This is a genomic window from Vibrio sp. YT-15 (assembly GCF_033337445.1).
GTDB classification, from domain to species: Bacteria; Pseudomonadota; Gammaproteobacteria; order Enterobacterales; family Vibrionaceae; genus Vibrio; species Vibrio alginolyticus.
On the sequence record NZ_JAWOQR010000003.1, the window covers coordinates 380,594 to 395,749 of the forward strand.

At 44.9% G+C, this 15,156-nt stretch carries 14 protein-coding genes; 7 read left to right on the forward strand and 7 right to left on the reverse strand.

The features are described 5' to 3' along the window. Positions 1–67 precede the first annotated feature (67 nt). The 6 genes from R7D93_RS08705 to R7D93_RS08730 all read right to left on the reverse strand — a co-directional run bounded on the left by R7D93_RS08705 (position 68) and on the right by R7D93_RS08730 (position 6,596). Positions 68–388, reverse strand: coding sequence for a hypothetical protein (locus tag R7D93_RS08705; RefSeq protein ID WP_052484232.1), 321 nt, complete (start codon positions 386–388; stop codon positions 68–70). 70 nt (positions 389–458) lie between these two features. Then, positions 459–2,054, reverse strand: a complete 1,596-nt coding sequence (locus R7D93_RS08710; protein ID WP_213968896.1) for a S41 family peptidase — start codon at positions 2,052–2,054, stop codon at positions 459–461. A gap of 364 nt (positions 2,055–2,418) precedes the next feature. Then, positions 2,419–3,183, reverse strand: coding sequence for a hypothetical protein (locus R7D93_RS08715; protein WP_005389771.1), 765 nt, complete (start codon positions 3,181–3,183; stop codon positions 2,419–2,421). Between the two features lie 30 nt (positions 3,184–3,213). Further along, on the reverse strand, positions 3,214–3,888 hold the full coding sequence (locus R7D93_RS08720; protein WP_053303155.1) for a GntR family transcriptional regulator: 675 nt from the start codon (positions 3,886–3,888) through the stop codon (positions 3,214–3,216). A 152-nt stretch (positions 3,889–4,040) separates the two neighbouring features. Continuing rightward, the gene (locus tag R7D93_RS08725) at positions 4,041–5,573 is read right to left on the reverse strand and encodes an aldehyde dehydrogenase (NADP(+)) (protein WP_225495606.1); all 1,533 of its coding nucleotides are present in this window, start codon (positions 5,571–5,573) and stop codon (positions 4,041–4,043) included. A gap of 21 nt (positions 5,574–5,594) precedes the next feature. Further along, positions 5,595–6,596 carry a 4-hydroxyproline epimerase gene (locus R7D93_RS08730; protein WP_225495590.1) on the reverse strand — a complete coding sequence of 334 codons (1,002 nt, stop codon included), beginning with the start codon at positions 6,594–6,596 and terminating at the stop codon, positions 5,595–5,597. Positions 6,597–6,705: 109 nt separating this feature from the next. Between R7D93_RS08730 and R7D93_RS08735 the strand changes: the two genes are divergently transcribed. From R7D93_RS08735 to R7D93_RS08765, 7 genes are all read left to right on the forward strand, one after another. Continuing rightward, positions 6,706–7,962, forward strand: coding sequence for an NAD(P)/FAD-dependent oxidoreductase (locus tag R7D93_RS08735; RefSeq protein WP_054576451.1), 1,257 nt, complete (start codon positions 6,706–6,708; stop codon positions 7,960–7,962). 124 nt (positions 7,963–8,086) lie between these two features. Further along, positions 8,087–9,160: a polyamine ABC transporter substrate-binding protein gene (locus tag R7D93_RS08740; protein WP_054576452.1), complete on the forward strand. Its 1,074-nt coding sequence runs from the start codon at positions 8,087–8,089 to the stop codon at positions 9,158–9,160. 87 nt (positions 9,161–9,247) lie between these two features. Continuing rightward, entirely contained in the window at positions 9,248–10,222 is a 975-nt protein-coding gene (locus R7D93_RS08745) for an ornithine cyclodeaminase family protein (protein WP_225495608.1), read from the forward strand. 56 nt (positions 10,223–10,278) lie between these two features. After that, complete coding sequence (locus R7D93_RS08750) at positions 10,279–11,193, forward strand: dihydrodipicolinate synthase family protein (protein ID WP_033905160.1); 915 nt, start codon at positions 10,279–10,281, stop codon at positions 11,191–11,193. 73 nt (positions 11,194–11,266) lie between these two features. Then, positions 11,267–12,388, forward strand: a complete 1,122-nt coding sequence (locus tag R7D93_RS08755; RefSeq protein ID WP_161442558.1) for an ABC transporter ATP-binding protein — start codon at positions 11,267–11,269, stop codon at positions 12,386–12,388. Then, the gene (locus tag R7D93_RS08760) at positions 12,385–13,665 is read left to right on the forward strand and encodes an ABC transporter permease (RefSeq protein ID WP_054577900.1); all 1,281 of its coding nucleotides are present in this window, start codon (positions 12,385–12,387) and stop codon (positions 13,663–13,665) included. Before R7D93_RS08755 ends, R7D93_RS08760 begins: the two co-directional genes overlap by 4 nt. 2 nt (positions 13,666–13,667) lie before the next feature. After that, positions 13,668–14,516, forward strand: a complete 849-nt coding sequence (locus tag R7D93_RS08765; protein WP_006741629.1) for an ABC transporter permease — start codon at positions 13,668–13,670, stop codon at positions 14,514–14,516. Positions 14,517–14,636: 120 nt separating this feature from the next. Here R7D93_RS08765 and R7D93_RS08770 read toward each other — a convergent pair whose 3' ends face one another. Beyond that, the gene (locus tag R7D93_RS08770; RefSeq protein ID WP_042521922.1) at positions 14,637–15,071 is read right to left on the reverse strand and encodes a hypothetical protein; all 435 of its coding nucleotides are present in this window, start codon (positions 15,069–15,071) and stop codon (positions 14,637–14,639) included. Positions 15,072–15,156 lie beyond the last annotated feature (85 nt).

A 15,156-nucleotide genomic window follows, 5' to 3' on the forward strand; every position in this document is an offset into this window, starting at 1 on the left:
GACCGTTTCACACTGAACAATAAAGTAGGAAGCCCGCTGATATCAGCGGGCTTCTATTTTGGGAGATCTAAAACTTAATGATGGGCTCACAATCTAGTGAACTGAGAGAGACAAAAGTATCTGTTTTGGCATAGTACAAGCCACAGGTTTCACCTCTTATCTGCAACGTATATTGGTCTGGAAGATCCGCATAGCTGCCATCCAACAGTTGATTGTTGTTCCCTTTTACTCGTCCTTTTTCAATCAACAAATGCGGTGAGGATTCAAATACGTTATTTGCGATTCTAGGTGCTGGTGTCCCTTGGATTTCTGCGATCGCGTTTTGAATCTCTATGACTGTTTCCGGAGAGTTCTTTTTACTCAATGCTTCAACGGGTTCTTGTGACATAGCTTGGCATCCTATCAAAGAAATCGAAGTGCCTAAGAAAAGCGCAACCCGAATCAGCATTCGTAAAAAGTTAGTTGATCTCAACATGAATTGCCTCTGTTCGTAGCGGAGAGCGAAGATCGCTTAACTCCGGAGATGAAATGTTACGCGGCATGGCGTTGAAACTTGAAGGGGATACTGGCGGACAGGTTCCAGTTTCCATGTAGTTTAGTGCCGCAGAAAGCATACCTTCAGATGGATCGCCTAATGGTTTTGTTAGGTCGTCATTGACCCAGCAACCTTCCACTCTATTGTCTAAGCCTAGCTCGGTATTGATTTGGCTCTTTGGAGTAGGAATAAAACCATCAGCGAAGTCGCCAAATTTTTTCTCGTTCGCCGACTTGAACTGAATAGTGTAGTACATAGTGCCGCAGTTTTGTTCTGGTGAGAACCCGTACGGTTTACCTGTGGTTGTTGAACCTATTTGGATAACCTCCACATCAATGCCGCGCAAAGCGTTGATTAGCAGTTCACTTGAGGAAGCCGTGCCTCCTGAAGTCAGCACATATACGCGCTTTTTGTTCAGTGTCGGAAGCACTTGGTCCGAATATTTCTGTGCTGCCCAGTCTATTGCTAGATTTGTAAAGCGATAGATGTTATCCCCATCTTTAATGGTACGCATCACTTTGTCATTGTGAATCAACTCACTGAAGACTCGGTTCTGACCAGCACCGCTTAGCATGTAGCCTACTTGCGAGGACTGAAGGACTAAGCCACCGCCGTTGTAACGTAAATCAACGACGATCTCGTCAACATTCTCTGCTGAGAGCGTACTGAACGCCTCAATAAGCGGGGCTTGAGCGCTTGGTTCAAAGGAGTTGTATTGCAGATAGCCGATCCGCATACCTTTGTGTGTAATCACTTTGGCATTTTTAACTGGAGAGGTCATGACATCAGAGGCGGTAAGCGTCACGGTTTTCACTAGACCGTCGACACTCTCAAATGTGAAGGTGTAATCTTGATTGATGTCAGGGTTAAAGAGCGTTTTGTTAATAAAATCAATGTCGGACTGACTACCGGTGTTAACCACATCAATATTATTGATTTTCAGAAGCTTATCACCACGAGCAATGCCGCTTCTATCAGCTGGCGAGGCTTCTTCAGTGTAGGAAATACGAACGTCTCGAGGTTGTATGCCACGTAGGAATGCCCAGTTAAAACCAAATCCAGCAACTAAACCGGATTGCGATGATTTCATATCATCTTCATAAGAGACGGTAAAATGGAAGCGATCTTTTGGTTTACCCGTCGCGGTAGTAGCAGAGGTGACCAGCGTATTGAAGTAATCAGTAACAGTTTTGTAGTTTGCTGGATTATTATCAGGAACCTCGTCATACCATAGATACGTTTCGTTAGTAAAAGCTCTTAAAAAGAGTTTTTCGTGTAATGCAGAGCCCAATTTATCTGGATAGGCGGCATAGTTGTCATATGGGTCCAGTCCGACGCGGGGCGTTTCACATTGGTTGATAAACGTTTTCGACGGTTGGCTAAAATCACCGGCTTTCCATGTTGGACCGTTTGCACTGCTAGTGGACGGAGTAGGTGATGAACCATCACCGCCGCCACCGCCACAGCCTTGTAATAATGCGAGAGTGACTGCCGTTGCTAAAGAATACTTAAATTTCACTTTTCTATGTCCTTATAAATAATAGAATTATAATTATGTGTTTTGCTTTTGTTTTTATTAGCTAGGTGAATGTATTAATTTAATTTGTTCGTCTGCAAATTTATAGTTAAATAGTGTGAGGTAAATAACGTAAAAAAGTTGTCTTTTATACTTAAGCTAAATTAGTCATTACTTAAGTTTTCTGTCTATTTCAAAAGAGCTAACAAGACAATTAATAAGTGTGAAATTAAGACAAGTTCTTAGTTGACTAAGCGATGCTTGCTAAATAAAAATCAGAATTAGATTCAGGAAACGCTTTGAATCAATAGTTTGGTAGGGGTATATGATGTTATCTGGGATTTGTTTGATTTATTTGTCTGATGCTTTAACTTAATTTAGTGAGTTGAGCGACGTGCTTTAATAGGCTTCCGTCAATGTTAGGTAAATCATCAGCGAAAAATATCTGAGCACCGGGAGTGCAGCGCATTAATATATTTGTTAGTTCACCTTCATTGTTGGAAGTGTTAACTGCGTTAAGTTTCGCTAATTTATTACAAAGCTCGTCCTCTATTTGCACTTTCTGCTCTTCGGTGAGTCTAATGCGACCTATACATACGCCTGGGTTGATATCATGAGAAAGCGAATCTTGTTGAAATCGCTCTTTGAATAAGGTGTCTAATGCCGTACCTTCTTCCATAATAAATCGACGACCAGAACGGTAAAACAAGCCGTCTCCGAAGTTTTCGACATATCCTAGAATTTCCGCGATACGCAAATAGAATCGTAAGCTTGTATCAGAAAGTCCGTAAGTTTGGGCTATCTCTTGCGGTTTAATATCACGAGAAGTCAGCATATAAATAAAATCAAGTAAATAAGGATGCTCAACGAAAAGGGCGCTCTCTTCATCTGTTAGCATTTGCTCGTTTTGGTGCTGAAGCTCGTTAGCTAAGGTTGCGAGTTCGATGAGATCGGTATTCAGGTAGTTCAGATAAACAAGTACTTTATCCAAACCTAAAGCTGGATTATGTAGGTGGCGTTTAATACTAGATAGAGGGATGCCACTTTTCTCTGACAAGGAATTGTAGCAAAGCCCTTCTTCTTTAATCTTTTGTCGTAGCGCTGCGAGTAAAAACTTTGGTCCAACATTCATCCTTGAATATCACCTTATTCGTTATTCCGTTTACTGGCTGATATTTTGCCTTTCAAGCAGCAGGTTTCGAATCGCTGTGCCCGCTTCTAGAATGTGTTTTTTCAGCAGGTACTTGGCGCCTTCGATATCGCGATTTTGGCACATTTCAAACAAGTTTAAGTGCTCTTCTTCTGCCTTTTTAATGCCTGTAGTAAACAATAGCTGCATGCGTATGTATCGGTCACACTTTGTGTTCAGGTTGTAAATGACGTCCATAGTTTCAGGCATGTTGGCTGGCGCATATAGGGCTTTGTGGAACTCGTAGTTGTAGTTGCTCCATTCTTCTACTTCGTCGCCACTGTTCACTACTGACTCGAAACGTTCGCGAACTTCGCGCGCGCGTTCAAGGTCAGCGTCTGTCATATTTTGAATCGCACGCTCTAAAATGTGGCATTCCACGACAGCGCGCAGTTCAAATAGCTCATTGATTTTCTCTGGAGATAGCTCAGTGACCGTCGCACCTTTGTGAGGTTCAAAGCTAACGAGTCCTTGTGCTTCCAATTGAACTAACGCTTCACGCACAGGAATTCGGCTAACATTAAACTCTTTTGCTAACGCATCTTGACGTAAAGGTTGACCAGTTTTTAACTCGCCCTTCAAGATCTGAGTTCGAATTGCTTCCTCAACGAGCTGAGTGCGCGTTTTAAAAACAGGTTTCTGTGACATTGAAGTCTCCCGTGAAATTAATATTGTATCCAATCCATTTTACTTTAGTAGTTTATTGTTTTTCTGGCACAAACCAACTAGGAAAGAAGGTTTTGAGAAGTAGAGTGAAATAAAAGGCATCAGTTGATGCCTTTTTGAGCCATTTGGTGAGCTTATTGGGAAACTTTGCCATCTATGGCGCGTTGAATACCAAGTGGGTTCGACGCTTTTAATGAATCCGGCAATAAAGATTCTGGCAAAGCTTGATAAGCGACCGGACGCAACCAACGATGAATAGCCTCCGCACCGACAGATGTTGAGGCAGAATTGGTTGAAGCAGGATATGGTCCACCATGAACCATAGCGTAACCAACCTCGACGCCAGTTGGCCAACCGTTGAATACAATGCGTCCCGCGATTTCTTCCAAACTTGGAAGCAGTTGCTTCGCTTGTTCTTCGTCTTCAGCGGTAGTGTGAAGGGTTGCGGTGAGCGAGCCAGTCAGTGAATCACTCAGTTTCAACATGTCATCGAAATCTTCACAGATTACGATTAACGATTGAGGACCAAATATTTCTTCCTCCCATTGTGGGTTTTTACGCCAGTTTTTACTGTCCGTCACGAACAGTGCTGGTGAGACATTGGTCGCTTCTGCTTGTTCAGAACGAGTGACGTTAATGCCTGTTTCGGAAGTTCGCTTATCCACTTCGGATTCATATGTTTCTCGGATTCCTTGCGTTAGCAAAGTGGCCGTTGATTGTTGTCGAATTAACCCTTGAGCGGTTTCGATAAAGGCTTGCGTTTCTGGGCAATTCAAGACAAATACAACGCCTGGTTTTGTACAAAATTGTCCACAGCCCAAAGTCATAGAAGCCACAAATTCTTCAGCCAATGATGCGTTTGCCCGTATGGCTGAAGGGAGAATAAATGTTGGGTTAATCGCCCCTAGTTCACCATAGAAGGGGATTGGCTCTGGTCTTTGCTGAGCTAGATTGAACAGCGCACGGCCACCACCGACGGAGCCTGTAAACCCAACCCCTTTAATTTTTGGATGGGTAACGAGTGCTTGGCCAAGTGCGCGTTTGTTGCCTTGCAATAGCGTGAAGATGGCTTGCGGTAAGCACTCTTTCTCAAGTGCAGCCTCAATACACTCGGCAACAAGTTGACTGGTGCCAGGGTGGGCGGTATGGCCTTTTACAATCACAGGACAGCCAGCAGCCAGTGCCGAAGCCGTATCACCACCTGCCGTAGAAAATGCGAGCGGAAAATTAGACGCACCAAACACGGCGACAGGGCCAATTGCGATTTGTTGACGACGAATATCTGGTTTTGGCAGTGGTTGGCGGTCTGGGTTTGGCGTATCGAAGATTGCTTGATAGTGATTACCCGAGCTCACAACCTCGGCAAATAGTCGTAATTGGTTGGCGGTACGTCCTATTTCACCGCTTAAACGTGCTTCGGGAAGGGCAGTTTCTAAATGAGCACGAGCAACGATTTCTTCACTCTTCTTTTCCAATTCAGAGGCGATAGAGCAAAGTAAGCTCGCTCGCTTTGCATTGCTTAGTTGGCGAAACTCACGCGCAACGCTTTGGGCGGCTGAGGCGGCTTGATTAACTTCTTGCTCCCCATGCACCGGAAACTCTGTGGGTAGAGGCTCACCAGTAAAGGCGTTGACTGCGTAAAAAGTGGTTGGTTCTTGTGGGGTCATCATTCTTCCTTACTATCCTTATTACTTCACTTCAAATCCGTACGCATATGGGTCTTCATCGTTTACCCATATCGTGTTGTGACCGTATACTTGTGCCCATCCTTCAATGCTTGGCAAAATAGCGGCTTTGCCATTCACTTCGGTAATGCCTTCTATACGTCCTTGAAATAGGCTGCCGATGATACTTTCGTGAACAAAGTCTTCTCCTTGATTGAGTTTGCCTCTTGCATGCCATTGCGCCATGCGCGCACTTGTTCCCGTACCACATGGCGAGCGATCCAACGCTTTGTCGCCGTAAAACACAGCATTTCGAGCGGTAGCGTTTTCTTGAGTGGGCTCTCCGGTCCATAGCACGTGAGAAACACAGCACACTGTTGGATCTTCTGGATGTACGCACTCAACCGCTCGAGATACCGCTTCGCGAACTTTTGGAGAAAGCATCAAAATTTCATCTGGAGAGTAGTGTTCAAGTCCGGCGTAGTTTTCTTGAGGATCGACGATTACGTAATAGTTTCCGCCATAAGCAACATCGACAGTGAGCTCACCTAAGCCCTCTATGTTCACGGTTACGTCTTGGTGGGCAAGGTAAGCTGGTACGTTAAATATCTTCACCGACGTGACCTTGTCACCTTTTGTTTGGTAGTGCACTTCGATTTGTCCTGCTGGGACATCAAGTATCAAACGGCCTTCTTTTTTGGGAGTGATAAGGCGATTCTCGATAGCGGTAGTGACGGTTCCAATGGTGCCGTGGCCACACATTGGTAAGCAGCCACTGGTTTCAATAAACAGAATTGAAGCGTCTGCGTTATCGCTGCAAGGAGGCAAGACAACTGACCCCGACATCATTGAGTGTCCGCGAGGCTCAAACATGAGTGCCTGACGAATCCAATCATAATGCTCAAGAAAGTATTGGCGCTTTTCGCTCATGGTATTGCCTTCGAGTGGAGGCACACCGCCTGCGACCAGCCTAACTGGGTTGCCGCAGGTGTGGGCATCAATACAGAAAAAAGTTCCTTGTCTCATTTTTCGCTCCTTGCTGAAAAAATGGTTGAATTAAACAATGGTGATGTTAACGTAATGTAAAGTATATTGTATACAATCTACGTTTTCAAGTGTGACTCGGAGCATATTTATGTTGGTCAAGGATGAAACCAAAAAGGAAAGGATCGCCGTGATAGGTGCGGGGATTATCGGCTTATCAATTGGATTGAAGTTGCAGCAGCAAGGTTATCAAGTCACGATTTTTGATCCCAATGGCGTGGGGAATGGATGCTCTAAGGGAAATGCAGGCCATATCGCGACTGAGCAAATCTTCCCTCTTGCAACGCCAGCGCTGCTTTCACAATTACCTAAAATGCTGCTAGATCCCAAAAGTCCGGTTTCGATCCGTTGGCAAGATATTCCAAGCACTATCGGGTGGATGATTCGTTTTCTATTACAAACAAAGCCATCAGCCGCGGAGCAGGCAAAAAACGCGATTAAAACTCTTAACGAGCGGTCAGTGGCAAGTTGGCGTGGCATGCTTGATTCAATCGGAAAAGCGCATCTAATAAAAATGAATGGTTCATTGCTCACTTTTGAAAACGAGAAACTGTTTAAAGACTACCAAAGTACGCTTAACTCACTGGCTAAAAACGGTGTGGCGTATCAAGTTTGGACACAAGAGGCGATTCGAGAGAGGATACCTGATCTCAGCCATAAGGTTTTTGTCGGCGTCTTTTTTCCCGATACAGGTCATACGCTAGACCCTTATCAGCTCTGTGTTGAGCTAAGTGAAGCTTTTGAAGTTCTTGGCGGTATGGTTTTACAAAAAGGTGTATCTGCGTTGGCGAAAAATGGCGAGGTGTTGGTTGAGTCTCAAACACATTCATTTGACCGAATCATTGTTGCCGCTGGTGTACATTCTAAGCCTTTGATACGGCAACTAACCGGAGTCAAAGTGCCTATTCAAGCCGAGCGTGGTTATCACCTAATGGTGGATGACAAGCGTGATGTATTGCCATTTCCTATTAGCTCTGCCGATAGAAAATTCATCATGACTCCGATGTCTGGTGGGCTACGCTTGGCAGGCACTGTTGAGTATGCCGATGTAGAATCACCACCCAATATGAAACGTTCAGAAATGCTTTTTCAGTTAGGTGATGAGATGTTTGAATCGGGGTTAAATCCACTCAAGCAAGGAGAAAAGTGGATGGGGAATCGGCCTTCAACAGTCGACTCGTTACCGGTTATTGATAGCATTTGGGATGGAAATGTATTACTGGCATTTGGCCACCAACACCTTGGATTAACTCAAGCGGCGATTACGGCAGATCTCCTTTTAGAGCTTATCGAAGGAAAGCCGACATCGATTGATCTTTCACCTTTTTCATTACAACGATTCGCCTGAAAAAATTTAATATTAAATATTGTATAAAATATATTAAATGCTAATGTTAACTTAATTTTAACAAAAATGGTGTCCAACAGCCGTACTCGGATGCCTCCAGAAAAACAACCAAAAGGAGTAAAACATGTCACGAATGACCAAAGCACCATTGGCGCTGTTGATTTCAGGAATGCTGTTGGGGACCTCTGCTTATGCTGAAGACAAATTGACGGTCGTGTCTTGGGGTGGTGCATTCACCAAGAGCCAAGTGGAGGCATATCACAAGCCTTTCATTAAAAAAACAGGTGTCGAGATCGTATCCGAGGATTTCAGCGGCGGATTAGCCGAAATTAAAGCACAGGTGGAAGCGAACAATGTGCGCTGGGATTTGGTTTCTCTCGACAAGCCGGACATTGTTCGTGGTTGTGCCGAAGGGTTATTAGAACCAGTGAACCCAAGTATTTTGCCTCCGGGCGCAGATGGAACACCAGCACAAGAGGATTTTATTGATGGTGCGATTCACGAATGCGCAATCAATACCATCGTAGTGTCCACTGTATTAGCGGTGAACGAAGACGCATTTAAAGGTAAGGCTTTGCCTAGCAAGTTGACCGATCTCTTTGACCTAAAAACTTTTCCAGGTCGACGTGCATTGCAAAAACAGCCTCAGGGTAATCTTGAGTGGGCACTATTGGCTGATGGTGTAAAGCCAGAAGAGGTCTACAGCCTGCTCGAAACCGAAGCGGGGCGTGAGCGTGCTTTTGCTAAGTTGGATACGATCAAATCAGAAGTGCTGTGGTGGACAACAGGTGCCCAGCCACCTCAAATGCTTGCAGATAAAGAAGTGGTGATCGCCTCGGCGTTTAACGGCCGAATCCACAATGCCCGTAAAGATGAAGGTCAACCATTTCGGATTATATGGGACCGTCAAATGGGTTACATGAATGGATGGGCGATACCTAAAGGGAGTGAGAACACAAAGCTTGCATTGGACTTCATTGCTTTTTCTTCAGGAACAAAACCATTAGCTGATCAAGCTAAGTACGTTGCCTATGGGCCTACGCGTAAGTCGTCTTCGGCGGAGGTGAACCCAGACATTTTAGCGAACCTTCCTACCGCACCTCAAAACTTCCAAACCGCCTTCCTGATTAACGATGAATGGTGGTCAGACTACGCTGATGAACTCAATGAAGAGTTCAACACCTGGCTGCTTAACTAGGCGTTAATTTTTGTATGGGGCCGAGTTTTCATCCATAAGCGAGGTTCCGTACTTTTCCTCAACTGTATTTATGTTTTCGGAGAAATGATGAAAGTCATCGAAGCACAGCAAGTCGCGCAATGTTTAACAATGAAGTCTCTTATTGAAACGATGCGTGAAATGTACTCGCGGCCAGCAACAATACCTCAACGCCGAGTCATGCCCTTAGAAGAGGGAGAATACGAGGCGTTTGCGCTACTTCCAGCTTGGAACCAGGAGTTGATTGCGGTGAAAGCCTTTACGTATTTCCCGCATAACCCTGAGCAAGGCAAAGATACGCTTGCATCTAAGCTGCTTGTTTTCAGACGAAACGATGGTGAGCCGCTCGCACTCGTGGACGGTAAAGTTTTAACGTTTTGGCGCACCGCCGCAGCTTCTGCGTTGGCAGCGGACTATTTAGCGCGTCCCGATGCTGATCGTCTGTTGATCTTCGGAACGGGCAATCTTGCGCCTTATTTTGCGTGGGCATACGCTGCGGTTCGCCCACTTAAGCAGGTTTATATTTGGGGGCGTAACTCAGACAAAGCCGAGGCGACGGTAGATGCCATTGTGTCATCTTCAGAGTATCAGTCGCTTCCTGATGAGCGTCGGTTCCGTGTTTCAGTCGTAGAAAATGTGGACCACGTTATCAAACACGTTGACATCATCAGCTGTATTACCGCATCAGCAGAGCCTTTGTTTAATGGCGCAGACGTGCAGCCGGGCACCCATATTGATTTGGTCGGTAATCATGACTTGGATAAGCGTGAATGCGACTCTAAAGCAGTGCAACGAGCACAGGTGTATGTTGATAGCCGTATTAATGTATTAGCCGAAGCGGGCGATCTTCTCATTCCAATTCAAGAGGGCGTGTTCACGTCAGACGATATTAAAGGGGAATTACCGCAGCTTTGCGCCCAACAAATCTCAGGACGTCAAAACGATGAGGTCATTACTTTATACAAATCAGTTGGCAGTGCTTTGGCTGATTTGGCCGCTGTAAAGGCGGTGTTGTTAGAAAATGGCATAGATAGCCATGTCTGAGCATTTTCGCTCGTTCATTTAAATTGCATACAATATACATATAAGGAAAGTAGTTCATGAAAATTGATTGGAAAGGTGTTTATCCGGCGGTCAGTACGCAATTTCGTCAAGATCAGTCAATTGACTTAGACGCAACGCAAACCGTTATAGACAACCAGATTAAAGATGGTGTGAATGGCATTATCTGCTTGGGTACTGTCGGTGAGAACTGTGCGTTGTACCCGGAGGAGAAACGCCAGGTCTTGCAAGCGGCAAAAGAAGTCGTAAATGGCCGTGTGCCTTTGATTGCTGGTACAGCAGAGTCTATTACCACAGCAGCTGTTGATTACATGCAGGATGCGCACAAAATTGGTATCGATGGTTGTATGGTGATGCCTGCCATGGTTTACCGCACGTCTGAGAGCGAAACGTTCGAATATTACCGCACGCTAGCAGAAGCAACGCCAGAAATGCCAATCATGATTTACAACAACCCGGTTGCTTATGGTGTCGATGTAAACCTCGATATTATGGCGAAACTGGCTGAGTTTGAAAGTATTGTAGCTATCAAAGAGTCGACCACTGATACTCGTCGTATCACTGAGCTTTACAATAAATTTGATGACCGCTTTACCGTGTTCAGTGGTGTTGATGACATCGCTCTTGAATCATTGATGCTAGGTGCGACCGGCTGGATTTCTGGTTTAACCAACGCATTCCCAGAAGAATCCGTCGCGATTTATAAACTGGCAAGCCAAGGTCGTTATGCTGAAGCGTTAGAAATCTACCGTTGGTTCTTACCGCTACTGCGTTTAGACACCATTCCTACGCTGGTTCAGTGCATAAAATTGGCCGAGCAAGTCTGCGGACGTGGCTCTGAACAGGTTCGTGCGCCACGCCAACTCTTACAAGGTGAAGAGCGTCAACAAGTCATTCAAATGGTTGAACATGCGTTAGAAACCCGCTTAGACCTATCCAAATACAATCTGTAATTGTGCTGTTTAGTAGAGCGTTAACTTACGCTCTACTCATTCGTAATATTCAAAAAATGAGAAGAGGGAAGTCATGAGCACGGAAAACAAGGACTATGTCAGCTTTCAACACGTTAAGAAAACCTACGATGGCACAAATTTGGTGGTGAAAGACTTCAACTTAGATATTGCTCCTGGAGAGTTCGTTACTATGTTGGGGCCGTCAGGATCGGGCAAGACCACTTGCTTGATGATGCTAGCAGGCTTTGAAACTGTGACCGGTGGAAACATTTATATCGATGGCGTTCCTGTCAATCATCTCGCGCCGCACAAGCGTGATATTGGTATGGTGTTTCAAAACTATGCGTTGTTTCCACATATGACCATTGCTGAGAATCTTGCGTTTCCTTTAAAGGTGCGAAAACTCGACAGTGACACGATTCAAAGCAAAGTTCAGAGTGTATTAGAAATGGTCGAGCTTGAGCATGTTGCGACTCGATATCCGAAGCAGTTATCAGGTGGTCAACAACAGCGTGTTGCGTTAGCGCGAGCATTAGTGTTTGAGCCTAAACTCGTGTTGATGGATGAACCACTAGGCGCGTTAGATAAGCAGCTGCGTGAGCAAATGCAGATGGAAATTAAACATTTGCATGAAAAGCTTGGCATTACCATTTTGTATGTGACGCACGATCAAGACGAAGCTCTCACTATGTCCGACCGTATTGCGGTTTTTAATCACGGCGAAGTGCAACAACTCGCGACACCAACCGAGCTTTATGAATCTCCGAGTAATACGTTTGTTGCGCAGTTTATCGGAGAAAACAACCAACTCTCAGGTTTAGTCAAAGAGTGGGACGGAAAGTATTGCCAAGTGCTCGTTGGGAAAGAGTTATTTACTGCGAAACCTGTCAGAGTCTCTGAGCAAGGGCAGAGAACAACACTTTCCATTCGACCAGAAAAGATTGTTATTCAACCAGAGAAAGCGTCTTGTGAGAACCAAGTCTCGGGCGTCCTACGAGAATTGATTTATCACGGTGATCATTATCGTCTGGTCGTCGAAGTAGAGAGCGTTGGTCACTTCATCGTTAAAGTACCTAACGATAATCGTAAACACTTGCAGTTAACGCCTGGCTCAATTTGTCGTATTGGTTGGCAAAGTGACGATTGCCATGCTCTTGATGGGACACAAACTCAAAGTAGCGAGGTAGCAGCATGAGTCGAGAGCTAACCGCATTAGATTCTGTATTGGAAATCGAACGCCAAGTTCATGAGCAAGAAACCAATTTGAAAGCGCAGTTGCAAAAGGCCGAGCGCCGAAAAAAGCTTCGCTCCATTATGCTCACAACGCCATTGGTGTGTTTTATTCTGCTTACGTTTGCTTTTCCTATCCTCGACATGCTTTATCGAAGCGTGGATAACCGAGAAATATCCCTGTCACTACCACAAACTATTCAAGCCTTAGAAAGTTGGGATTATCAAGGTCAGCCTCATCAAGAAGTCATTGAGGCATTCTCTGTTGAAGTACTTGCGCTTTATCAAAGCAAAGAGCTGCCGAAAATAGCCAACCGGATGAATATTGAAGAGTCTGGTATGCGCAGTTTACTCATGAAAACCGGCAGAAAGTTGTCTCGTTTGACGTCGCTGCCGAGCTCGGTGACACAGCTAGCTAAGCTGGATAAGCGTTGGGCTAATCCTAAATATTGGGCGGCGTTTAAGAATCTTAGTGGCGCATTAACATTCAGTCACTATCTTGCAGCGCTAGACTTGCAAGTGAATGAGTTTGGAGACATTGAACCCCAACCAGAAAAACGCCAAATATACGTCGACCTTTTCTTTAAAACTTTTTGGATGTCTATCTCAATCACCTTAATTTGTTTGGTGATGGCGTACCCCGTTGCTTACCTGCTTGCCAATTTACCTGATAAGCGCGCGAACTTACTTTTAATTATTGTGCTGCTGCCATTTTGGACATCATTATTAGTCAGAACCACGTCTTGGATTGTTCTGCTGCAAAACCAAGGGGTCATTAATGATCTCCTTATTTGGTCGGGTTTTACTTCTGAGCGAATTCAGATGATTCACAATACCTTCGGAACGGTGGTGTCTATGGTGCACATTCTGTTGCCTTTTATGATCCTGCCTCTGTATAGCGTAATGAAAGGAATTAGCCCAACTTATTTCCGTGCCGCTCGTTCTCTAGGCGCGACGCCTTTCATTGCGTTCATCAAAGTTTATATGCCGCTTACGTTACCGGGGATAGGTGCGGGGGCTTTGCTTACTTTCATTCTTTCTATTGGTTTCTACATTACACCCGCTTTGGTTGGTGGAAGAAGCGGACAGATGATCTCCAATATGATTGCCTATCATATGCAGACATCACTGAACTGGGGGATGGCTGGCGCATTGGGTGGACTGCTTTTGTTCGTTGTACTGGTTCTGTTTTATATGTTCAACCGTGTGGTTGGCATTAACAACCTTAAGGTAGGGGGATAACCATGGCATTACCAAACTATGCATCAAAAGTAGAGCGAGTTGCTTACGCAGGTTACTTAGCTTTTTGTGGGGTGGTGCTGTTCTTTTTAATCGCTCCAATTCTGACCATCATCCCGTTATCGTTTAATGCAACGCCTTACTTTACTTTTACCGAGGGGATGTTAAACCTTGACTCGGCAGCGTATTCTACTCGCTGGTATCAAGAAATGTTTACTAGTGATCAGTGGCTGTTGGCGCTGAAAAACAGCACGTTTATTGCTTTTATGGCGACACTCGTTGCAACAGGGCTAGGAACTCTGGCGGCGTTGGGTTTAGCAAGTAGTAACTTGCCTTTTCGCAATACGATTATGGCGCTGTTGATCTCACCCATGATCGTACCAGTCATTATCTCTGCTGCTGCGATGTACTTTTTCTACACACGCCTTGGCTTATCACAAACTTATTTAGGCGTCATTTTGGCACACGCTGCGTTAGGTACGCCTTTTGTCGTCATTACCGTTACTGCGACGTTAAGCGGCTTTGACCATAGCTTGGTAAAAGCGGCGGCTAGCTTAGGAGCAAACCCTGTTTATACTTTCAGACACATTACCTTTCCTCTGATTCGTCCGGGGATGATTTCTGGCGGCTTGTTTGCTTTTGGCACTTCGTTCGACGAGGTTGTGGTGGCGTTATTCCTGACTGGGGCAGAACAAAAAACCGTTCCTAGGCAGATGTGGTCAGGAATTCGAGAGCAAATCAGTCCGACTATATTGGCGGTCGCTACGTTGCTGATTTTTATGTCGGTGTGTTTGCTCGTGACTTTAGAAGTTCTACGTAGGCGTAATGTACGCATTCGAGGCATTCAAGAATAACCAAACTTTTTCTTTGTTGCTCGCTACGCACTTTTGTTTAGGTGCTCCTCAATTTTTGACCAAATGCGCCTCATTGTAGGCGCTTGTCTTTTGTGTTTATCATCAGCGATGACTGACATGTCACTCCTGTAGATTAATGCCAGCCTGCTCGAAACGTGCCAAAGGCGACTTGTTTGATCGCTGATACCAACTAGCTGGCATGTTTGGTTTAAGTCGGGCTTTCTCTTCCTTGCTAATCACAACATAGTGCAAAAACGCATTAAGTGTGGTTACCATCACGTTAAACGTCATTTCCCCATCTTTGCTGATGGATTTCAATAACCCAACGACGGTTTCCTCAGAGACTAACGGTTCAACCACCGCCTTTTTTCGCTCTTTTATTGAGGTTGAAGCGGGCAGTCTTGCACGTGCCGTCTCCCAACAAACTTTGTTGGTTTTACTGACAAGGTTGTGCTTGTAGCAGTAGTAACTGAATAAAAAGCGTGGCAGGTTTTGCCAGCGTTCGGCTTGGACTTCTAACCAAAGATGTTGTAGCTCAATATCAGCGTCGGTCATAGGAGTTGTTTAGCAAAAAGAAAAGAAACCATTTTATCGCTTTTGTGAGGAGCAATAAAAGATATTTGAATGGAAAGATAAACAA